This window comes from Rothia sp. HMSC071F11, from assembly GCF_001809115.1.
In the GTDB taxonomy this organism is placed as follows: Bacteria; Actinomycetota; Actinomycetes; order Actinomycetales; family Micrococcaceae; genus Rothia; species Rothia dentocariosa.
The window spans coordinates 564,036-585,094 of the sequence record NZ_KV795756.1 but is presented as its reverse complement, the minus strand read 5'-3'; the positions used below and the strand labels follow the sequence as shown (position 1 = coordinate 585,094).

Annotated in this window: 19 protein-coding genes; 7 read left to right on the top strand and 12 right to left on the bottom strand. The window is 48.8% G+C overall.

Annotation, left to right across the window (positions count from 1 at the left end; all coding sequences use genetic code 11):
* Positions 1–2 precede the first annotated feature (2 nt).
* From tkt to HMPREF2554_RS06915, 5 genes are all read right to left on the bottom strand, one after another.
* Positions 3–2,144 (bottom strand): transketolase, encoded by a 2,142-nt coding sequence (tkt, locus tag HMPREF2554_RS06935; protein WP_013399031.1) that lies wholly within the window; start codon positions 2,142–2,144, stop codon positions 3–5.
* A 324-nt stretch (positions 2,145–2,468) separates the two neighbouring features.
* A complete protein-coding gene (locus HMPREF2554_RS06930; protein WP_115333648.1) occupies positions 2,469–3,467 on the bottom strand; it encodes a heme o synthase in 999 nt (332 codons plus the stop codon).
* A 214-nt stretch (positions 3,468–3,681) separates the two neighbouring features.
* Positions 3,682–4,728, bottom strand: coding sequence for a COX15/CtaA family protein (locus tag HMPREF2554_RS06925; RefSeq protein ID WP_013399033.1), 1,047 nt, complete (start codon positions 4,726–4,728; stop codon positions 3,682–3,684).
* Between the two features lie 95 nt (positions 4,729–4,823).
* Complete coding sequence (locus tag HMPREF2554_RS06920) at positions 4,824–5,654, bottom strand: ABC transporter permease (protein WP_013399034.1); 831 nt, start codon at positions 5,652–5,654, stop codon at positions 4,824–4,826.
* Positions 5,651–6,667 (bottom strand): ABC transporter ATP-binding protein, encoded by a 1,017-nt coding sequence (locus HMPREF2554_RS06915; protein ID WP_370447724.1) that lies wholly within the window; start codon positions 6,665–6,667, stop codon positions 5,651–5,653. Before HMPREF2554_RS06915 ends, HMPREF2554_RS06920 begins: the two co-directional genes overlap by 4 nt.
* Positions 6,668–6,993: 326 nt before the next feature.
* Between HMPREF2554_RS06915 and HMPREF2554_RS06910 the strand changes: the two genes are divergently transcribed.
* From HMPREF2554_RS06910 to HMPREF2554_RS06890, 5 genes are all read left to right on the top strand, one after another.
* Positions 6,994–7,818 carry a helix-turn-helix transcriptional regulator gene (locus tag HMPREF2554_RS06910; protein ID WP_070554446.1) on the top strand — a complete coding sequence of 275 codons (825 nt, stop codon included), beginning with the start codon at positions 6,994–6,996 and terminating at the stop codon, positions 7,816–7,818.
* Positions 7,819–7,911: 93 nt separating this feature from the next.
* Positions 7,912–9,369 carry a Fe-S cluster assembly protein SufB gene (gene sufB / locus HMPREF2554_RS06905; RefSeq protein ID WP_004004625.1) on the top strand — a complete coding sequence of 486 codons (1,458 nt, stop codon included), beginning with the start codon at positions 7,912–7,914 and terminating at the stop codon, positions 9,367–9,369.
* Positions 9,369–10,643, top strand: a complete 1,275-nt coding sequence (sufD, locus tag HMPREF2554_RS06900; protein WP_013399037.1) for a Fe-S cluster assembly protein SufD — start codon at positions 9,369–9,371, stop codon at positions 10,641–10,643. The genes sufB and sufD overlap by 1 nt, the downstream gene beginning before the upstream one ends.
* Before the next feature lie 18 nt (positions 10,644–10,661).
* Entirely contained in the window at positions 10,662–11,420 is a 759-nt protein-coding gene (gene sufC, locus HMPREF2554_RS06895) for a Fe-S cluster assembly ATPase SufC (RefSeq protein ID WP_004004627.1), read from the top strand.
* Between the two features lie 36 nt (positions 11,421–11,456).
* Entirely contained in the window at positions 11,457–11,786 is a 330-nt protein-coding gene (locus HMPREF2554_RS06890; protein WP_004004628.1) for a metal-sulfur cluster assembly factor, read from the top strand.
* Between the two features lie 103 nt (positions 11,787–11,889).
* On the opposite strand, the gene HMPREF2554_RS06885 is transcribed toward HMPREF2554_RS06890, so the two are convergent.
* Together HMPREF2554_RS06885 and HMPREF2554_RS06880 are read right to left on the bottom strand one after the other, a co-directional pair.
* Entirely contained in the window at positions 11,890–12,357 is a 468-nt protein-coding gene (locus tag HMPREF2554_RS06885) for an HD domain-containing protein (RefSeq protein ID WP_246826025.1), read from the bottom strand.
* A 114-nt stretch (positions 12,358–12,471) separates the two neighbouring features.
* Positions 12,472–13,446, bottom strand: coding sequence for a GNAT family N-acetyltransferase (locus HMPREF2554_RS06880; protein WP_244864717.1), 975 nt, complete (start codon positions 13,444–13,446; stop codon positions 12,472–12,474).
* Between the two features lie 334 nt (positions 13,447–13,780).
* On the opposite strand from HMPREF2554_RS06880, the gene HMPREF2554_RS06875 reads away from it, so the two are divergent.
* Positions 13,781–14,593, top strand: a complete 813-nt coding sequence (locus tag HMPREF2554_RS06875) for a DUF4253 domain-containing protein (protein WP_013399040.1) — start codon at positions 13,781–13,783, stop codon at positions 14,591–14,593.
* Positions 14,594–14,643: 50 nt separating this feature from the next.
* Here HMPREF2554_RS06875 and HMPREF2554_RS11995 read toward each other — a convergent pair whose 3' ends face one another.
* Genes HMPREF2554_RS11995 through HMPREF2554_RS06860 form a run of 3 tightly spaced genes read right to left on the bottom strand, consistent with a single transcriptional unit; the run spans position 14,644 to position 16,719 of the window.
* Entirely contained in the window at positions 14,644–15,291 is a 648-nt protein-coding gene (locus HMPREF2554_RS11995; RefSeq protein ID WP_013399041.1) for a CbiQ family ECF transporter T component, read from the bottom strand.
* Positions 15,292–15,327: 36 nt separating this feature from the next.
* Positions 15,328–16,119, bottom strand: coding sequence for an energy-coupling factor ABC transporter ATP-binding protein (locus tag HMPREF2554_RS06865; RefSeq protein WP_013399042.1), 792 nt, complete (start codon positions 16,117–16,119; stop codon positions 15,328–15,330).
* Positions 16,120–16,125: 6 nt separating this feature from the next.
* Positions 16,126–16,719 (bottom strand): biotin transporter BioY, encoded by a 594-nt coding sequence (locus tag HMPREF2554_RS06860; RefSeq protein WP_004004635.1) that lies wholly within the window; start codon positions 16,717–16,719, stop codon positions 16,126–16,128.
* 267 nt (positions 16,720–16,986) lie between these two features.
* Between HMPREF2554_RS06860 and abc-f the strand changes: the two genes are divergently transcribed.
* A complete protein-coding gene (gene abc-f, locus HMPREF2554_RS06855; protein WP_041321781.1) occupies positions 16,987–18,585 on the top strand; it encodes a ribosomal protection-like ABC-F family protein in 1,599 nt (532 codons plus the stop codon).
* A gap of 592 nt (positions 18,586–19,177) precedes the next feature.
* On the opposite strand, the gene HMPREF2554_RS06850 is transcribed toward abc-f, so the two are convergent.
* Both HMPREF2554_RS06850 and HMPREF2554_RS06845 read right to left on the bottom strand, forming a co-directional pair.
* On the bottom strand, positions 19,178–19,894 hold the full coding sequence (locus tag HMPREF2554_RS06850) for a metal-dependent hydrolase (protein WP_041321782.1): 717 nt from the start codon (positions 19,892–19,894) through the stop codon (positions 19,178–19,180).
* Positions 19,895–20,025: 131 nt separating this feature from the next.
* Positions 20,026–20,994, bottom strand: coding sequence for an SURF1 family cytochrome oxidase biogenesis protein (locus HMPREF2554_RS06845; protein ID WP_013399045.1), 969 nt, complete (start codon positions 20,992–20,994; stop codon positions 20,026–20,028).
* Positions 20,995–21,059 lie beyond the last annotated feature (65 nt).

Here is a 21,059-nt window from a genome sequence, read left to right as displayed (position 1 = left end):
AGCTATTTGGCTGCGGCGATAGATTCTTCAGCAGCAGTCACGACGGCTTCAGGGGTAATACCAAACTCACGGTACAAAGTCTTAGCATCGGCAGAAGCCCCAAAGTGTTCAATTGAGACAGCACGTCCTGCAGAGCCGAGCAAATCGTACCAGCTCATGCCCAAACCGGCTTCAACTGAGACGCGTGCTGCAACCGAGGAAGGCAGAACTGATTCTCGGTATTCGTTTGACTGCTCGTTGAACCATTCGCGGGAAGGCATTGAAACAACTCGGGCTGCAATGCCTTTTTCTGAGAGCTTGTGGCGGGCTTCGAGGGCAATTTCAACTTCAGACCCAGTTGCGATCAGGATGACATCTGGAGTTCCCTCGGTGTCAGCCATAACATAACCTCCGCGCGCAGTACCTTCTGCGGAAGCAAATTTTTCGCCTTCAGTGTCTGAATGAATATCCTCACGAGCCCAAACCGGTAGGTTCTGGCGAGAAAGTACTAGGCCGGCAGGGCGGTCTTTCTTCTCAAGAATAGTACGCCAAGCAACCGCAGTTTCGTTCGCATCCGCAGGGCGTACAACGTCGAATCCAGGAATTGCGCGCAGTGAGCTGAGATGTTCGATTGGTTGGTGGGTGGGCCCGTCTTCGCCAACACCAATGGAGTCGTGAGTCCAGATATACAGTGCAGGTACACCCATGAGAGCTGAAAGACGGACTGCAGGACGCTGGTAATCCGAGAATACGAAGAACGTCCCAGAGAAAGCACGGGTTGGCGAAGATAGCACGATACCGTTCACAATTGCGGCCGCCCCCTGCTCGCGAATACCGAAGTGCAACACACGACCGTAGGGGTTGCCGGTCCAATCCTCCGTACTGTGCGAAACCGGGTTGAATGATTCGGCGTTGTTGATGGTGGTGAGGTTAGAACCTGCTAGATCGGCAGATCCACCCCAAAGCTCAGGGAAAGTATCAGCAATAGCATTAATGACTTTGCCGGATGCTGCGCGGGTTGCTAGTGAAGTACCCGGCTCAAAGACAGGGAAAGCAGCCTTATAATCAACTGGCATTTCGCCTGACACCAGGCGGTTGTACAGCTTTGCCCGCTCAGGGTTAGCCTGAGCCCATGCCTCAAATTTTTCATTCCAGACCTTATGCGCAGCAGCCCCGCGTTCACGAAGTTCACGAGTATGCGCCAGAACCTCATCCTCAATGAAGAAGCTCTTTTCGGGGTCAAATCCTAGAACTTTCTTGGTTTCAACGATTTCTTCGGCCCCCAGCTTTGAGCCGTGAACGGACCCAGTATTTTGCTTGTTGGGTGCTGGGTAACCAATGATAGTACGCACCTCAATGAATGAAGGCTTATCCGTGACCGTTTTCGCGCGCTCAATAGCGTTGTAGAGTTCCTGCACATCTTCAACGTAGTTTCCGGTCTTGGTCCAGTCCACGTGCTGAACATCCCAGCCGTAGGCCCGGTAACGAGCTGGCACGTCTTCGGTGAATGCAACGTCAGTGTCTTCTTCAATAGAAATATGGTTGCGATCCCAGAGTACGATGAGATTGCCCAATTCTTGGTGCCCAGCAAGCGCACTGGCTTCTGCCGTTACGCCTTCCTGAACATCGCCTTCAGAGGCGATACAGTACACATAATGGTCAAAGGGAGAAGCACCAACCGGGGATTCGGGGTCGAAAAGACCACGCATATAACGTTGAGCATATGCAAAACCAACGGCAGAAGCGAGCCCCTGACCCAATGGACCAGTCGTAATTTCTACACCCTTGGTGTGCTTATATTCAGGATGTCCAGGAGTGAGCGCATCCCATGTGCGAAGAGATTCTAGATCCTCCATCTCAAGACCATACCCACCCATAAATAATTGGGTGTAAAGAGTCAGCGATGTGTGGCCGGGGGAGAGGATGAAACGGTCGCGACCTTCCCAACGGTCATCATTGGGGTCTTGGTTCATGACCTTTTGGAAGAGTAGATAGGCAACAGGAGCAAGGCTCATGGCGGTGCCGGGGTGACCTGACCCTACTTTCTCAACCGCATCGGCTGCCAATAAGCGAGCAGTATCAACCGCACGCTGGTCTACCTCAGTCCATTCGAACTTTTCGTTAGGGTTAGTCACGTATTGTCCCTTCGCTTGGTGGTACGTCATGCATGAAGTACACAAACAATAGTAGTCTGTGAACGCTGACTGCAGCAGATATAACTCAAAAGATAGGGTGCGTATTCCATGAGCACTCTCAACAAGTAATCATGTACATAGCATCTATAAATCTATCGTGAAATTCTACCTTCTTAAGGATAGTTCACCATCCTAGCGTTTATAGTATGTTCGCATGGTATTTAGACGACTTATGCCTCACGCTGAACTTACATACATAGGATGCTGTAGCCTAAGCTCCACGTAGATAAGTTTCAAAATAGACCACCCGTATCTTGAGATAGCTGCTTTACTCGCCTCAAGATACGGATGCTCTTAGAAAATAAAAGATTCTAATATAGGCTGCCCAACAAAAGGATCGATTGCCAATGCAATGAAAAGAATCGTTAGGTATGTGATGGACCCGAAAAATACCACCATAGCGGTACGGCTTGTCGCTACCTGCTGGAGAGCTAAATAATGGAGCTTGTGGCAGTGGTAGAGGAACCATGCACCAGCGGTAGCCGCGCTAACGCCGTACACCCAGCCCGCGCCTCCAATAGGGATCAGTAGAAGCGAACAGATAACCATAGCCCAGCCGTAGAGTACTACCTGTACAGACACTGTTTGAGCGGGAGCGATAGCACCCAGCATAGGAACACCGGCTGCTTTATAATCCTCCGCGTATTTCATAGAGAGTGGCCAATAGTGCGGAGGAGTCCAGAGGAAAATTACTGTAAAGAGAATTAAAGCTGGCCATTCAATGGTATTGCGAACAGCTGCCCATGCAATTAGGACAGGCATACACCCGGCAATCCCACCCCACACAATATTCTGAGTAGTGCGCTTCTTTAAATACATGGAGTAGAAGACTACATAGAGCAAAATAGCGGCAAGCCCTAAAAGCCCAGAGAGGGGATTTACCATAGTCCACAGATATACGACGGAGATAACAGCAAGTGCCCATGCGAAGACGAGTGCTTCTCGGTCTGTTAGCTCTCCGGTAACTAGGGGGCGTTTTTCGGTTCGCTTCATTTTTCGGTCAATATCACGATCGATATAACAGTTGAAAGCGCAGGAAGCGCCAGCCGCCATGGCTCCGCCAAGAAGCGTATTTATGACTAACCAGAAACTGGGCATGCCGTGTGCCGCAAACATCATTGTAGGGGCGGTTGTTACTAGAAGAAGCTCAATAATTTGGGGCTTTGTCAGGTGAATATACGCTTTTAATTTGCGTCCCAAGGTCATGTCCCTTGTTGCCCGCGGAGTAGGTACAGTCACCTCTGACGCCGCATGCGTGGAGGACGGAACCTCCTGAATTGTGTAACCCTTCATGATGGGCTCCTTGACGTGTGTGCGTGTGCCTAATCTGCGCGTATCAATCTGTGGGGTAAGGAGGTACTCACAGATAGGCATACCTTCGACTCAAAGACGTGCAGGCGCAGGAATGCTCCTTAATAGTGTACGCCTAACCTTAAATAGCTACCAAGGCATGCCAGCAATAAACCCATATATGACATTGTGCGCTTACCGTGTGAATAACTCAGCTCTAAGAAATTGCTAGCCGCTGTTGAGCTAGGGCACGGGTCTTCTGAGAAGATAGGGTCAGCTGCCTTTCGATCAGCGATAGTGATGCCCAGGTAAACATACCCGACCCCAGCATATGTGCCTCAACGAGTAGAGGGGGAAGTCCCGTGTTGTACTGGATATAGCCAATCGCGCCCTGATAGACCATGATTGCTGCCAGTACAAGTAAAGATGATAAGAAAGCACGTGGCATGTCGTACTTCCGCACTAGAACAAACATGATAACCAACAGAAAAAGAAACGCCCACACTGCCCATGCATGCGCACGGGATACTGCGATAGCGTCGAACTCGTGGCGATGCGTGCGTGGATCACCCGCATGCGGACCAGTCCCAGTGACTACGGTACCCATGAAAAGTAAGAACGAAACTAACGCCAAATCTATCCAACCAAGTAGGCGGATAACACCACTTTTTTGTGGGGGAAATTCCCTAGTAATATCTTCGCGCTCAGAGACACCTGCCCTAAAATAGCGACGCACACGGTTTACCAAGATTGCCGCTAGTCCAATCATGATGGCAGAGGCGAGGTAATGGGCTGTTACCATCCAGGGATTAAGCCGCTGCCATACAGTAATACCGCCAATAACGGCCTGTAGCGGAATACCCCACAGGAGCAGTAAAGTCAGATTGAAAAGATCACTGTACTTTGATTCGTGCGCTCGTAATCCCGTAAAAAGCTTTGCAAAGATTGCTTTGACGTGGTGCACATCAGGCAGCGCAATGCGGAGAATCGCTAAGAATGCAAGGATAGTGATCACCATGAGCACAAAAGTAAGCATACGGTTACCGAATTCAACGAGCCCATGGATACCGTCGGCAGGGGTAGTTGTCCACTGTTCTGCAGTACACCGAGGCCAGGTATCGCATCCAAGGCCTGATCCCGTAAGGCGCACAACGGCGCCGGTTACGATGAGTAAGAGATTGCTCAGGGCCGTACCCACCGCTGTGTACAAAACCCAGGGGGTGTATTGGATGGGGGATAGTTTATTTTTGAGGGTAACTAGCATAAGAAAAGCCTTTTAAACCGTGTATGCGTTAGGGATAATCGTTGATGGTGCTGATTGATCCCAGAGCTCGTCCCGAAATCCTGAACCTAAGAGCGCTAATCGGACCATTTAAATTTACGTGAAGCAATAAAACCAATCACTAGTGTCCAGACAAGTAGCACAGCATGGGGAAGGGGTAAAAATATATCCTGTAGATAATCACCGCGAATCGCTTCACCTAAAGCGCCTGAAGGCAGGCACAGAATGATAATACGGTACAGCTCAGGGAAATTATCCATTGGAATAAGGATCCCACCAGCGCTGGCCAGAACAACCCAGGCGATATTCACGATAGCCAAAGTTGCCTCAGCCCTCACCGTCCCAGCAACGAGTAAGCCTAGCGCTGTAAATGCGGCAGCCCCAAGCAATAAAGTACTAAAAGAGCGATACATCGCAAAAATATCCGGACGCCATCCAAGACCGAACCCAACAATAGTGACCATAATAAACTGTATGGCGATAACGGTGATAACTGCCAGTACCTTGCCAATAATAAGCCCGTTGCGTCCTAGAGGAGTGGTAGACAGAAAACGAAGAACACCGTACCGGCGGTCAAAACCAGTGGCAATCCCTTGACCGGAAAGTGCAGTTGAGACAACACAGAGAGCCAGTACTCCCGGCACTGCAACATTTATGCGGGTCGTATTCAACGCGTCTGCGTAAGAATCCAGAAAGCTTGTATAGCGAAGTCCGAAAAGCGCCATCACGGGGAAGGCAATATTGAGCATTAGCTGTTCACCATTTTTAAGCATGGCAAGGGTCTCATATTTGCCTTGAGCTAGAATACGCTGAAAACTAGAAGCAGCGCGCGGCTGCGGATACTCGTTACCTTCTCCCATCTGCTGACTATCAGGGACAGTGGGCAGCTCTGCATTTGTGGGGTTCATCGAATATCACGTCCCGAAATATCCAAGAATACGTCTTCCAAAGTCTTCGGTTCCATCGTGAGAGAGTTAGGCATAAGGTAGTGATGTGCTAGGGCTGTCGTGAAAGCGGAAAGATGTTCGGGTGTAAGGGGACCACGGAGCTCATATTCGCCTAAGCCGCCTAGTGAGTATGGCATATGCTCGATAAGCTCTACATCCGTACGAAGATGTACAGGCAATAAGTCGTCACGCGTAGGTGAAGGGGCTTCTAACGTGAAATGAAGACGTACAATCCCGTCTCCTGATACAAGTTCAGGGACTGTGCCTTCACGCACCGTTTGACCATCATCAATAATATAGACATAATCCGCGAGCTTTTGCGCATCATCAATGAGATGGGTTGTTAAGATAATGGCGACTCCAGCCTCACGCTGCTCACGAATAATGTCAAAGACGACATTGCGAGACTGCGGATCAAGTCCTGCTGATGGTTCGTCTAAAAAGAGTACCGAAGGACGCCCAAGAAGGGCTGCTGCTAATGAGACACGTTGTTTTTGTCCCCCAGAAAGGCGCCGAATATTGGTGCCGTTAAAAGCATCTATTCCTAAACGATCAACAAGTTCACCGACAGGATAAGGATTGGCGTACATCTGAGCAACATGTTCAAGAAGTGGTACGGGACGTACGGCGTTAGGAAGCCCCCCATCCTGAAGCATGATACCGACGGAGGCCCGCATCTCTGGGGATGCCAGAAGAGGGTCTTCTGAAAGAAGCTGAATAGTGCCGGACGTAGGTTCAGTAAGCCCCTGGGCACATGCAAGAGTTGTAGTCTTACCTGCACCGTTAGCACCCAAGAGTACAACAACCTCGCCGGGATAGACTTGAAGACTTATGTCAGCAACTGCGCGATGCATACCCTGAGCGGTAAGACGTTCAGGGTGTTTCTCGCGGAAAGAACGAGAGGGCTTAAACTCTTTGACGAGATGAGAAATCTTGAGTGCAGGATCGCTGCTAGTACCGCGAGCTGCTGAAATGTCTAATGCGGTAGCTGCTTGGTGTTGATAAGCTTCAGTTTCTGCCACCTCTCTATCTTAAGCCCTCAGAGAGTAATCTCTATGTTTCCCTCTAGCGATAGCATCTTTATGACGCGAGTTAGATCACGTCAAAGTGAGGATATGAACCGCTTAGCCCCCTCATGGAAATGCCCGAAGAGCAAAAATACCTAGAGGCCTAAAGGCGGTATTATCTTTCACCGGTTCTTATGGCTTGCCGCAGCTAAGCAAGAGACTAAACGGTGTGGTGTGTGCAAGTAGGAAGACCTTACTAGCCAAGATTGAAGTAATTAGGACATACTTTAGTTGTGTATTCCGTGAACAAGACATCTCATCGAGGGCTTCAACAGCAGCCTTCCTCGCATAAGAAGTCAAGCTCTGGCGCACGTAAAGCGGAAGTTGAAGAACGCACCCGTGACCGGGTTCTTCGTGGTGTCCTGAACCATGGTCCCGTGTCTGCGGCAAGCTTGGGAGAACTTTTAAGCTTGACCCCCGCCGCTGTGCGTCGGCACCTTGATGCGCTTGAACAAGCAAACATGATTGAAGTTGCTTCTCTCAAACAATATGGGGCAGGTGCGGGGCGCCCAGCTCGACGGTACGTCATCGCACCTCAAGGTCACGAACGTCTAGGAAATGACTATTTGATGATTGCGCGCAACGCTCTTGAAATGTTGCGTGACACTGTTGGGGAGAGCGCACTTGAAACTTTCGCATCCGCACGGGCTGCCGAAATGGAGGCGCGATACCGCCCTGTTGTGGAAGCGGCAGGGGAGGGTGTTGCGGCGCGAGCCCAAGCTCTCGCTGAAGCCATGAGCCGTGATGGGTTTGTGACAACAGCGCAGATTACAGAACCACCTGCCGGTCGGCTCGCGCCGGGGAAATTGCTAGCTAGCATACAGCTCTGCCAAGGGCACTGCCCAATACGCGATCTGGCTGAAGATTTTCAGGTTTTCTGCGAACAAGAGACTGGGATTATTTCTGATCTTCTGGGCGTTGACGTACGTAGGCTATCAACGATGGCTGGAGGGGCTCACGTATGCACAACTCACGTTCCACTCAATCACTTAACAGAACGTGTGAATTCTGAAAAACCGGAAACATCAGAAAGCATGCGGGGTAATTCGGCACGGTAGAAATTACCCCAACCTAGAGTGTGTTATTCCAAAGACTACCGAGCCCGCATCTGCGGAGCCGGATAAATTTCAATCCATCTAAGAAAGGCCGTAATGACTGAGCAAGTTGAGCAGAGTGCCAACGACACTGTCATTTCAGAGATTCTGGAGTTGAACCCTGAACTCGAGGGCATTGGCAATTACGAGTATGGTTGGGCAGACTCTGACGAGGCGGGCCAGTCCGCTAAGCGTGGTCTGGACGAAGCCGTAGTGCGTGACATCTCTGCGAAGAAGAATGAACCCCAGTGGATGCTGGATATGCGTCTGAAGGCATTGAAGTTTTTCGAGCGTAAGCCGATGCCAACCTGGGGGGCAGATCTTTCTGACATCGATTTCGATAACATCAAATACTTCGTGCGTTCTACCGAAGGTCAGGCTGAGTCTTGGGAAGAGCTTCCTGAAGATATCCGCGTGACATATGAACGTTTGGGTATTCCGGAAGCAGAACGTAACTCATTGGTCGCCGGTGTTGCTGCTCAGTATGAGTCTGAGGTCGTGTACCACCAGATCCGTGAAGACTTGGAGTCTCAAGGCGTTATCTTTGTTGATACCGATACCGGTTTGCGCGATTATCCTGAAATATTTAAGGAATACTTCGCCTCTATTATCCCTATCGGCGATAACAAGTTCTCCGCTCTTAATACTGCGGTGTGGTCTGGCGGATCATTTGTGTACGTTCCGCCGGGGGTGCATGTTGAGATCCCTCTGCAGGCGTATTTCCGCATCAACACTGAGAATATGGGCCAGTTTGAGCGTACCTTGATCATTGCAGATGAAGGTTCATATGTTCACTATATTGAGGGCTGCACCGCGCCTGTATACCGCTCTGACTCGCTGCACTCAGCAGTTGTCGAGATCGTTGTTAAGAAGAACGCCCGTGTTCGTTACACTACCATTCAGAACTGGTCGAACAACGTGTACAACCTGGTGACTAAACGAGCAGTCGCGCATGAGGGTGCCACCATGGAATGGGTTGATGGTAACATCGGCTCTAAGGTTACTCAGAAGTATCCTGCAGTATATATGGTCGGTGAACACGCCAAGGGCGAGACTCTGTCAATCGCGTTTGCTGGTGAAGGGCAGCATCAGGATACTGGTTCCAAGATGGTGCATATTGCCCCGAATACTTCTTCAACGATTGTTTCGAAGTCCGTGGCTCGTAACGGCGGACGTAGCGCATACCGCGGTCTAGTGCAGGTACGTGAAGGTGCGAAGCACTCGAAATCATCCGTGGTGTGTGATGCTCTCTTGGTTGATACTGTGTCGCGTTCAGATACCTACCCCTATGTCGACGTTCGTGAAGATGACGTTACGATGGGGCATGAAGCTACGGTTTCACGCGTTTCTGAAGAACAGCTCTTTTACCTCATGCAGCGTGGGCTGGCCGAGGATGAAGCAATGGCTATGATTGTGCGAGGCTTCGTTGAACCGATTGCTCGTGAGCTGCCCATGGAATACGCACTTGAACTTAACCGCCTCATCGAACTTCAGATGGAAGGATCTGTGGGCTAATGTCGACTAACGAAGAGACCCTGGGATATCACAGCCCAATTATTCCCGGTATGGATCAGGAAGGCGAGAAGCTCGCCTCTGAGCATGTCCATGATGATACTATTCTGCGTGCTACCGAGGAACACCATCAAGGCTCAAACCCTAATAACGTGCAGAAGGTTCTTGACGCTTCCCGCGCAGAACGGAAAACCTCATATAACGTTGAAGACTTTGAGCCACTTACTGGACGCGAGGAAGATTGGCGTTTTACCCCGCTGAAACGTTTGGGCGGTCTTCACCTTGACACTCTGCAGGCACAAGCCCCAGCTCCGAAGATCCAAGCACCTTCTGAAGTTATCCTTGAAGAAGTATCCCGTGAAGATGAGCGCATTGGTACAGCAGGTGTTCCTGAAGACCGTGTAGCTGCAAATGCATGGACTCATTTTAAGACAGCTACTGTGGTGACTATTCCCGCCGAAACCGAGCTTACTGAGCATATCGAAATAGATATTGACGGACAGCATCGTGATGCTGCTGCTCAACATATACTGGTCGAGGCTAAACCATTCTCGAAAGCGGTTGTTGTAATTCGGCATACCGGATCGGCTGTTCTGGCGCAGAACATAGAATTCCTGATACAAGATTCTGCACAGTTGAGCGTTATTACTCTTCAACAATGGAATGATGATGCGATTCATGCCTCAGCGCAGTATGCCAAGCTAGGGCGCGATGCTCGTTTCAAACATGTGTGCGTTTCATTGGGCGGTGATATGGTGCGTGTTACCCCTTCAACGAAATTCACGGAACCGGGCGCTGAGACAGAGATGTACGGTCTTTATTTTGTGGATGCTGGCCAGCACATCGAGTCACGTTTGTTTGTGGATCATTCTGTGCCCAACTGCAAGTCGCGAGTGACTTATAAAGGCGCATTGCAGGGCAAAGCAGCGCACTCCGTATGGGTTGGTGACGTCCTCATTGGTAAAGATGCGGAAGGTACGGACACCTATGAGCTGAACCGTAACCTCCTCTTGGAGATTGGTCCGCGCGCTGATTCCGTACCGAACTTGGAGATCGAGACTGGACGTATTGAAGGTGCCGGTCACGCATCAACAACCGGTCAGCTAGATGATGAGCATCTATGGTACCTACGGGCTCGTGGTATTCCGGAAGCTGAGGCACGTCGTCTAGTGGTCCGCGGATTCTTAAACGAGATTATCCAGCAGATTCGCGTACCAGAGCTTGAAACAGAACTTACTGATGCCCTTGAAGCAGAGCTTGCTCTCAGCAACAACTAAGCCTTATTAGGAGAAACAATGTCTACCCTTGAAATCAAGGATTTGCACGTCTCGGTCATTCTTGATGATGAAAAAACTAAGCCTATTCTCAAAGGCGTGAACTTAACCATTAACTCGGGTGAAATCCACGCTATTATGGGTCCAAATGGTTCCGGTAAATCTACTCTTGCCTCAACTATTGCCGGTCACCCCAAATACCAGATTGATTCCGGGCAGATACTGCTTGATGGTGACGATATTACCGAGATGAGTGTGGATGAGCGTGCTCGTGCTGGGCTGTTCCTCGCCATGCAGTACCCAGTCGAGATACCCGGTGTCACGATGTCTAACTTCCTGCGTGCTGCTAAAACTGCTGTGGACGGTAAGGCACCTAACTTACGAACCTGGACCAAAGACGTTAAAGAAGCTATGAACCATCTGGACATTGATCCTGCGTTCGTTGCTCGTAACGTCAATGAAGGTTTCTCCGGCGGTGAGAAGAAACGTCATGAGATTCTGCAGCTGGAGCTTTTGAAGCCCAAGTTCGGTATTCTTGATGAAACTGACTCCGGCCTTGACGTTGATGCTCTTAAAGTCGTGTCTTCCGGCGTGAACCGTGCTCACGAGGAAAATAATATGGGTGTTATGCTGATTACGCACTATACCCGCATCCTGCGTTATATTAAGCCCGAGTTTGTGCATGTTTTTGTAGACGGCAAAATGGTCGATCAGGGCGGTCCTGAACTTGCAGATCGTCTAGAAGAAGAAGGCTATGTAGCATACACTGGGAAGAAATAATCTTACTCAGTACGAACTACTTGTAAGAGGTGCATCATGACTGAGACAGTGCAAGCTCGTCCCTCGCAAGAGGAAATTGAGGAAGTCCTCAAGGAAGTCATTGACCCTGAACTTGGGGTAAATATCGTTGATTTGGGTCTGCTTTATGGCATGCGCTGGGATGATAATGGAGTCCTGATCCTAGATCTAACGCTTACTACAGCTGCATGTCCGCTACAGGACGTTATTGAGGAACAGGTGGAAGCAAATCTCGATAGTGTCGTTGCTGAATGGCGCGTGAACTGGGTATGGATGCCTCCGTGGGGGCCCGAACGCATTACTGAGGATGGTCGCGATATGATGCGTGCTCTCGGCTTCAACATTTAGCGTTGCCATACGTTTGTTTTGCTGTAAGGGGTGGGTACCTGGAACATTCTAGGTACCCACCCCTTGATTTATAATTCCACCTGATATTTGTAATACTACTCGTTCATATGTTTTCGGTTACACCTAAGAATCTGAGTGATTTACTGTATTTCTTCGCCAGACGTTTGCGAGTATCTTCGTCAAGGTGGGAAACACGTTCCGGGTCAGTGTTATCGGCAATGTCAGCACGTTTGACCCACAGTGCAATTTCATTAGCGCGAACTCTCGCCATAGATGACTCCAGAGGTTCATGCGGACGTTTGGTGAGCGCATCAACGGCATCAATAATGCGGGCTGAAAAGTACCGAGCAAGGTAAGGGAGAGTGACTTCTGTATCCTCTACGGTATCGTGCAATAACGCCACGATCTGTGCTTCTGTGCGAAGCTCTTCAGGGGCAATTTCGCGCACTTTAAAAGCAACCCGTCGTGGATGAGATATATAAGGCCAACCGTTTTTATCGACCTGCCCAAGGTGGGCGTTGTCAGCGATACTATCTGCGAGACGAATCATTTCTTTGAAATATGAATTCATCGTTGTCTCCTTCATCAACGTGATACTTCTAATGTACTCTGTACGTCATTGTGCTGCGTTACTGCTTGTCATACATCGAGCTTCTTTGCTTCTAGCTGGATGCATGTGAGATCTTCACATGTTAAAAGACCGGTCTCCAACCCATATATAACTTCCTACTACTGTGCGCCCTACCCCTTGAGCATTGCGCAGGGACGGAACATTGTCGACATGGATTGTTCCCCATAGCATATCTTGAGGATTTACCTGAGATAATTTGAGGAGATTTTTAATACCGTGACGTAGAACTGCATTCCCTAGCCCTTGTCTGCGAAAAGGCGCATCTAGACATAACTCTTCGACGCTAAACCCTCTAAGTCCCTGTTCGCCTCTGCGATCTAGAGTCAAAAACCCTGCTAAGGTGTTATCCACTGTAATATGCCAGCCTGTTCCTTGACGTATAGCATCTTCAAATGATTCTTCTCCCTGAGGAGTGGCCCACTCAAAAAAATTAGGGTTCTTAACTGCAATAGATTCATATATGCGCTGCGTTTCGTAACTGGCAGCAGAAGCATCAGCAGGAGAAAGCGGGATGAGATCTACTCGATCATAATTCTTCGGCCACGGGCGTTTGTCTAACTCACCTAGAGTCCCGGCGACAATGTGCATGTCAATAGTTGTTGCACGAGCACCAGGGAGTGAACCAAGGCCACGTACAAGCTGATCTACCTTACCTGGCACAAAGAAACGTGTGCATATAGGACGGAAGCTTTCATAGTGGCGAAGCAAAGATTGGCTTAGAGCTGCGATATAGACTGTAGTACAAGGAATATTCGTAGCTATTACATCTATAAAAGGTCGATTCAGATCTTGCCCACGGTATCGAATTCCTGTAAGCGTTTGGTATGTGGCATGTGAATCTGTTATCGAAAAGAATCTATTGGCCCAGTCTTGTGTGTCTTGCGTAGGCATGTAGTTGAACTGGTTCTGTAGAAGAGGACTTATATGATCTCGATACCACGCACCAAACTCTAGGGAGGTACGTTCCGTAAAATCTGCTGCGAAGTATTCTGCGCACTGCTGTGAAAGTTCCTCAGCCGAGTAGTACATATGGAAATTCTGAGGGACCCAAGAACGAGGGAGAAAGTCGTGGGCTTGTTCTGCGGGAAGATTTCCTAGTATAAACATAGAGATACCCTAACATATGTGATGTGAAGCATGCTTATATTCAATTTATGAAACTTATTCTGTTTTAAAAGAGATAAAAATCACAGTATATGAATGTCAAATAACAGGTAGTTTTGAAATACTTTGAGGGTATATCATGTGAATTGCTTAAGATGCTTTGGACTCGCCCCAAATCTAGCGTAGAAATCTGTTGTACGAGGCAGAAACTAACCGAAAACTCAGGTAAACTGATGGGAATCAAAGCATCGGAGACACCATGGCGGAACTCTACAAGAAGTTCACCTCTTTATATCCTTATCCGCACCTGCGGATAGCCCCTGGCGCTCCCAGCAGTTACATTCACCATTTGTATCTTAACCGTTTGGCGGATGGGCGAACCTACGGGTTCACCCCGGTTCTGGTCGTACTTGACGATCTTCTTCTGTCTACTATTCAGAACAATATATCGGCACGCACGAAAAACCCGCCAGCGGATATTAACGCTGAGTACGTTAAATCCTATGCCCAAGATATATTGACAGAACACCAAAAACGCCTTGATAAGGGTTCATTAGAAATTCTTGTGCGTAAAATATTAGCTCGGGCTGACTCGACTTTATTCGAGAACTATTATGAAGGATTTTTAACGTCGCAGGTAACGGTTCCTCGCGGCATTGCACCTGCTCTACGTGCGCCTGCCCATCTGACATTCGTATCAAGCCTGATGAACGAAGATGAGACTCTGGATAATTCAGCTGAAATTATCTTGCTTGAAATCCCTACAGCGTACCCATCAGACATCTTTGCGTATCTGCCGTTTGGCGGATGGGAAGACGTCCCAAGTGCGGAAGACATGCTAGCACTTGCGCAGTATTGGTATGAGCGGGATAGTGCTATTCCGGCTGTTATTGCAGCGACCTACCTTGAGTTTTACACTGCAGAGCCAATCACAACATTGCGCGACGCAGAGGTGCTTGCTTTAGAACAGGGGATAATAAGTCGAGCGCTAAAGCCCACAAGTTATGAGGATCTCTCATGTGTCGTGAAGGGGCTTTATAACAAGCCTTCGTGGTTCGTATGGTGGGAATAGTTTTGCTTAGCCGGGAATGATGTTTCTGGTGCCGTAAAAGAAAATTCCTTTTAGAGTTCTACGCCTCGTGCAGTTAAAACGTCCCCGGTTATTTGAGCGTATCCTACTGCTTGTACCACAAGAGGTACAAGCAGTCGCCAAGTGGAACGTTTGGGCAAACCGCGTGCGTGAGCAGCTTGTTGTAAAGCTCCCCAGTTATCCATAATGGCGGGAATAGATCTTATAACCAGAGCGAGCATCAGTCCTATACGTTTGGGAGATAAGCCTAGAAGTTTAAGCGGTGTGAGTAACCAGATGATTCCATCAAGTAAAAGAGGTAGCGGAGTAGTCGTGAGAAGAATCCGTGAGATTAGGACGGCGCTTAGCATGGTGCACATGACGTCTACCGCATTTTGCCACGTGCCCCAAAAGAGATAATAAAGTCCTAAAAGAATTATGAGCCATCGCAGCGTATAGACAATTTCTAAGAGCGTGCGGATGCGCATCCCAGCTGACCAGGACAAGATAAAACAAAAGAACAGAACGTATAGTGCTACTTCCCAACCGGTTACCGCGAGCGCGAGCAGTAAACAAGCGCAGAGGAGGCTTTTGCCCCAAAGCGGTGTGCGATGCAACAGCGAATTCCCCGGAGCGTAGCTTCCAATAAGTAAGTTACCGAGGAAAGTCGCATGGTGCGACCTCTGCGCGGTCCGAATCACGTGGTTAAATCCTTCCGGGATTGCCTGGTTCGTATATCATACAGAGGGGTTTTCGTTGGGAAAGCCTTGTTCACAATATAAACGGTATTGTTGAACCGCTTCGTGCGCTTTGCCATGGTATATAAGCTCTCCATTATGGATAATGACTGCTTCATCGCATGTCTCCGCCAAGTCGAGGTCGTGGGTACTGATAATAAGCATCTGATCGAGACTATTCAGAAGGTTTATCAGCCGTGTTCGATTACGTAGATCAAGAAGAGTCGTAGGCTCATCAAGTAAGAGGATTCGTGGTTCTACCGCTAAAATCCCAGTGAGGGCTACAAGTTGTTTCTCTCCGCTGGAGAGAGAAAAAATGTTCTGATCAGCCTTGTCGTCGAGACATTGTTGAGCAAGGAGCTTATGTGCTTGCTCTAGGCGTTGAGCTCGGGTGAGAGAGCTATGCCGACGGAGGCTAAGCTCTAGATCTTCGAGGACTGTAGGCATGATAAGCTGCGCATCTGGATTAGCGAAGAGCATGCCTATAGACTGACGAGTTATCTGGGGATGTTCGGAGATATCTACTCCACATACCTTTATGATTCCCTGGGAGGGCCGAGTAATACCGTTAAAAAGCCCTAAAAAGGTTGACTTTCCCATGCCGTTAAGCCCAATAATCGCAGTTTTAGATGCGGTTAAAGAGACTGATACATGGTCGATAATATTTCGAGTTTGTCCGTGAGCGTCTTCAGCTGACACGGTAACTGCATCAAGTTCAAGGGACGGGGGAGCGGACGGCATCGTTGGTGCTTCGCGCTCAATTTTGGCGCTACTTTTCTTGGAAAAAAACATCCTCAATTACCTGCGAGCTTTTGAGCGCACTAACCCAGGAAATGCCCGATGCACAGCAGACGCCACGATAGACGCAACGATAGATTTAAGAAGGTCTGGAAGAGCAAATGAAGCCGCGATGACAAACGCATGGGTAAATTCCATATGTCCGTTGGTCATAAGCCCTAAGATACCTCCTGCAGAAATTACCACGAAGCCTACCATAGCGCAGAAGATGCACAGGATAGCGGTAAGCCAGGGATTGAGCTTTCTACGGATTACTGTATAAGCTAGCGTCCCAGCCAATAACGCGCCCAGAGGATAGGCTAGAAGATAGCCACCGGTTGGCGTCGCAAGCGTACCAAACCCTGAAGCACCTTTAGCAAAGATTGGTAGCCCTAGGCACCCTAACAGTACGTAGAGGAGAGTTGCTATAAAAGCTCGAAAACCACCGAGTACTAGAGCGGTGGTGTAGATAGCGAAAGGGCCAAGAGCTAAAGGAATCGGGACACCTGGGATTGGTAGCGCCAGAGGACTAAGAACCGCGATAAATGCTGCGAAGACTGCTATAAGAGCTATATTGCGCCCTGGTGATTGATCTGGGGCATAAGAGTTAGGCACGAGAGTTGATCCTTAAAAATATGAAGTCGTGTGTGGCTGATTATGACGTTCGGTGTCAAAATCGAGGGTAGTGCCGCCCTCGACGCCGCTGGGGTCTTATATATTCTTATATACCTTCCTACCATAGAAAACGCATTATGTAATATATGTGACGTTTTACGGAGACTATCGGGTGTCAGCGTCTTCTAGCGTAACTCACGTAGAATAGATGGGTTGTTAAACTCCTCATTCACTAACTGTTTTGTTGATTCTCGGAAGGGACATGTTGTGATTTCAGTACAGAATTTAGAGCTCCGCGCGGGTGCCCGTCTGTTAATGGAAGATGTAACCTTTCGGGTAGATAATGGCGACAAGATCGGTTTAGTGGGGCGTAATGGGGCCGGGAAAACCACTATGACAAAAGTCTTGGCGGGATTAGCTCTACCAGCAGAAGGTACAGTCACCCGGTCCGGCTCTATCGGATACCTCCCTCAAGACCCCAAAGTCGATGATATGACTCAACTGGCGCGTGACCGTATTCTTTCAGCCCGCGGACTTGACGGAGTAGCCAAGAAAATGCGCCAAGCTCAAGAAGATATGGCGAGTGAAGATGATAGCATACGTACAAAGGGTATGCGGCGCTATGATCGTCTTGAGGCTGAGTTTATTGCTGGCGGCGGCTATGCCGCAGAATCTGAAGCCGCAGTTATAACCTCCAACTTGGATCTGCCTGAACGAGTACTCGCGCAACCTCTTGAGACTCTATCTGGTGGGCAGCGTCGTCGTGTGGAGTTAGCACGTATCTTGTTTTCAGCTGCCGATACGATGCTACTTGATGAACCAACAAACCATTTGGATGCGGACTCCATTTTATGGTTGCGTGAGTTCCTGAAAAATTTTTCGGGTGGTTTGCTGGTTATTAGCCACGATGTTGAGCTTATGGAGTTGGTAGTTAACCGTGTGTTTTATCTTGATGCAAATCGTTGCGTGATTGACCAGTACAACATGAGGTGGAAGAACTATCTGAGCCAGCGTGAGCAAGATGAACATCGTCGTAAGCGTGAGCGTGCTAATGCTCAGAAGAAAGCTCAAGCACTCATGGAACAGGCTAATAAAATGCGGGCAAAGGCAACTAAAGCCGTGGCGGCTCAACAGATGATAAAGCGTGCTGAACGTATGATGCGGGGGCTGGAAGACGAACGCCAAACAGATAAAGTTGCTGCTATCCGCTTTCCTGAACCTGCCCCGTGCGGTAAGACCCCGCTGTCTGCACAGAGTCTTTCAAAATCCTACGGCTCACTTGAAATTTTTACCGATGTTGATCTGGCTATTGACCGTGGTTCTCGTGTTGTCGTATTGGGGCTGAATGGTGCTGGTAAAACTACTTTGCTACGTATTTTAGCTGGCAACACTGCTCCCGACACCGGCGAAGTTGTCTATGGGCATGGAGCTAAGATCGGGTATTTCGCGCAGGAACATGAGATTCTCGATGGTGAGCGAACTGTTTTAGAAAATATGAAATCCGCCGCGCCGGATCTTGACGATACGCGGGTACGCACTATCCTCGGTTCATTCCTTTTTTCTGGTGACGATGTGGAGAAACCAGCAGGTGTACTTTCCGGAGGAGAGAAAACTCGTCTTTCATTAGCAACTTTGGTCGCTTCGAGCGCCAATATACTTCTCTTGGATGAACCGACTAACAACCTTGATCCTGCATCTCGTAAAGAGATTCTGAACGCGCTCAAAGCCTATAAAGGCGCTATCGTTATGGTATCCCACGACGAAGGAGCTGTGGAGGCTCTAAACCCCGAACGTGTTCTTTTGCTTCCGGACGCAGTTGAAGACCTCTGGTCGAAGGAGTATCAGGATCTTATCTCACTTGCCTAGACGCAATCTGCTCTTAGGACAAGGAAAAGGTGTTTACCTAGCATCTGTATGTGATGTAACGCGTGGGAATGCTCCTAACCTTTGTGGGTATAGGTGTGTATGTAAACTGGCGCATAAGTGAAAGTGCTATGAAACTTTGAATATATCCTTAGAGCTTTCGCATATTATGTTGGCTATGTGGGATTTTCTGGCTAGAAGACACCCTCTTTACTTGATTTAATGATATATTGTGTGGGTTTTATAAAAATATAGTGTGTATCTGCCTACATTGTGGGTTTTTGGCTGGAAAACCAATACATGAGCGGGTTAGACTTGAGTTGTTCCCGCAAATGCGAGGATGCAAAAGCACAGATTTTCGACTCTGACGAGCCGGATTAGCGCAGGTAGAGAGATTCTATCTGATCGTAAAAGGAGAACAGCCTTATGCATAACACTGAGTACGAAAAGTACCCCACCTCCGGTGAAGAGAACGTCGAGGTTGACGTCTTCTGGCCCATCCAGGACGCTTAAGTCTTGGCAAGACTGAGGTAAAAAGGTTTTATCTCCCGCTCCTAACCATATGGTTAGGAGCGGGAGATTCTTTGTTTGATGCTCAAGAAATAATAAAGTTATGGAGTGGGTAAGGGCAGAAACCTAAAAGAGCTGCCGTGTACCAAACGATATAACAGGTTAGGCAGAGAATAAGGACCTTTTCCCGGATGCTTCCTGCATCACCTAAAAGTGGGAGTGCCATGTAGCCGCTTTTCTTCCAGAGGGAAGAGGCAACAAGTGGTTTAACCGTAATGGGGTATAGCGGGAGAATACCTCGGGTGGTCAGTGCGTCACCTATAACATGTAAGGTTGCGCCCACTGAAATGGCCCAGGGAAGAAGCTCTAAAGAATGAGTGGTATACGCAGCATAGCCTAGGGCGCAAGCCCCAATCCAACCTCCTGGAGCTCCTAAAATCCGCAAAGCCAGACCTCCTGAGAATGCGGCGAGAGCAAGGGACAACCACGGAATACTTTGGTAAGTGAGTGTACTGCCAAAGTATGCGATAGCCCAGAACGCGATGATCCCTAAAATTGAGTGCGTTCCCTTTCGGTGCCCTCCACTGATAAGGCCTACAATCCGGGCGATCCAACCTGATACAGGAGGTATAGAACGAGCGATAGAACCATTATGGTGATCAATATCTGGTAATACTCCTGCGCCAGCACAGGCAAGGGTTGTAACAATGAGGGTAGGAGTATTAGGGATTTGGATTACACCAAGTTCTGAGAGAACCAACCAGCCAGCGGCAGCGCTGACGGTATGAGAATAACCCATCATGTGTGACGAAACCCCTCGTATTATTTCGAAACTATATATGAGATCTTAGATCCAGTATACAGGGAAAATTCGAAAAAGGTTTCGATTTTTGTGGTGGGTTACTTCCATATTCCTGCAGGAAAGCCTGGCGGTTACGGCCGTTCTAACCTGTCCAGGAAAGCGTCTTCTTCCTCTTCATCGGTCAGACGCGAGTGTTTCTTGGCAGGGCGGGGGCGTACAATAGATTTCATATGAGAAGGCATATCGTCGATCATATCCATCTTGCGAAGCACAACGGTTTCATCCTCATGCCCAATATAACTGCCATCCTCGGCATAGAACTGCCTATAATAGCGTTCTAGCTCCTGGGCTACCTGAGCATCTAATTCATCATTACGAACTTTTTGCCGTGCACTCCAGGCATAAACAGCATAAATAAGAACTGCAAAAGCATACCATTGCATAGAATAGGACAGATTAGGTCCATTATCGAGTTCAGGTTCGGATTTCTGTACAGGCCGTTGCACAGGCGTAGGTTCTTCAGAGTCCAGCAGACCGTAAGCCCCAGCGGCGACAGGTAAATGCGTACGTTCGCCGATTTCCTGAAGGTTGATAGACGCGACTTGGCCTTCGGGAGCATCCTTACCTGTAGCGCTCTCTCCTTGGTGGACTCGCGCCACAACAATAACATCATTTGCTGGTGGCGCAGGGACTTCGGTGCTGGGGCGTGAAGCATCTGAAGAACTCGCCGACATCCAACCCCTATTGATAATGACTATTTCACCAGTATCTGCACGAAAAGGGACCAATACTTCGAACCCATTTTGTCCCTGATAAGGACGGTTGCGTACCAGTAGCTGTTGATCGGTGATATACCGACCACGAAGGGATACAGGGTGCCACTGCGCCCCCGAATCAAAGTCTTGAAAAATTGTAGGATGGTCTTGGAAGCTATAGGGAGTTGCGTGATAATTCTGCACGATTAGTGAGTTGCGCCAATCTAAAGCCTCTTTTCGGCTCATCTGCCAACCAGCTAGATAAACACAGATTATCGAGAAAATAATGCACAGCACGAAAGAGCCTATCCACTTACCCGTGAAGAGAAAACGGTATGCACCCATAGCGAATTCCTCATGCCTTTCGAAGCTGATATGAGCCTATAAAAATAGATGTATATATAGAGACG

What these genes read in the sequence shown, in the direction of transcription:
- tkt (WP_013399031.1), bottom strand. Translation starts at nt 2,144, where the DNA reads ATGACGTACCACCAAGCGAAGGGACAATACGTGACTAACCCTAACGAA.
- HMPREF2554_RS06930 (WP_115333648.1), bottom strand. Translation starts at nt 3,467, where the DNA reads ATGAAGGGTTACACAATTCAGGAGGTTCCGTCCTCCACGCATGCGGCG.
- HMPREF2554_RS06925 (WP_013399033.1), bottom strand. Translation starts at nt 4,728, where the DNA reads ATGCTAGTTACCCTCAAAAATAAACTATCCCCCATCCAATACACCCCC.
- HMPREF2554_RS06920 (WP_013399034.1), bottom strand. Translation starts at nt 5,654, where the DNA reads ATGAACCCCACAAATGCAGAGCTGCCCACTGTCCCTGATAGTCAGCAG.
- sufB (WP_004004625.1), top strand. Translation starts at nt 7,912, where the DNA reads ATGACTGAGCAAGTTGAGCAGAGTGCCAACGACACTGTCATTTCAGAG.
- sufD (WP_013399037.1), top strand. Translation starts at nt 9,369, where the DNA reads ATGTCGACTAACGAAGAGACCCTGGGATATCACAGCCCAATTATTCCC.
- sufC (WP_004004627.1), top strand. Translation starts at nt 10,662, where the DNA reads ATGTCTACCCTTGAAATCAAGGATTTGCACGTCTCGGTCATTCTTGAT.
- HMPREF2554_RS06890 (WP_004004628.1), top strand. Translation starts at nt 11,457, where the DNA reads ATGACTGAGACAGTGCAAGCTCGTCCCTCGCAAGAGGAAATTGAGGAA.
- HMPREF2554_RS06885 (WP_246826025.1), bottom strand. Translation starts at nt 12,357, where the DNA reads ATGAATTCATATTTCAAAGAAATGATTCGTCTCGCAGATAGTATCGCT.
- HMPREF2554_RS06880 (WP_244864717.1), bottom strand. Translation starts at nt 13,446, where the DNA reads ATGTACTACTCGGCTGAGGAACTTTCACAGCAGTGCGCAGAATACTTC.
- HMPREF2554_RS06875 (WP_013399040.1), top strand. Translation starts at nt 13,781, where the DNA reads ATGGCGGAACTCTACAAGAAGTTCACCTCTTTATATCCTTATCCGCAC.
- HMPREF2554_RS06865 (WP_013399042.1), bottom strand. Translation starts at nt 16,119, where the DNA reads ATGTTTTTTTCCAAGAAAAGTAGCGCCAAAATTGAGCGCGAAGCACCA.
- HMPREF2554_RS06850 (WP_041321782.1), bottom strand. Translation starts at nt 19,894, where the DNA reads ATGATGGGTTATTCTCATACCGTCAGCGCTGCCGCTGGCTGGTTGGTT.
- HMPREF2554_RS06845 (WP_013399045.1), bottom strand. Translation starts at nt 20,994, where the DNA reads ATGGGTGCATACCGTTTTCTCTTCACGGGTAAGTGGATAGGCTCTTTC.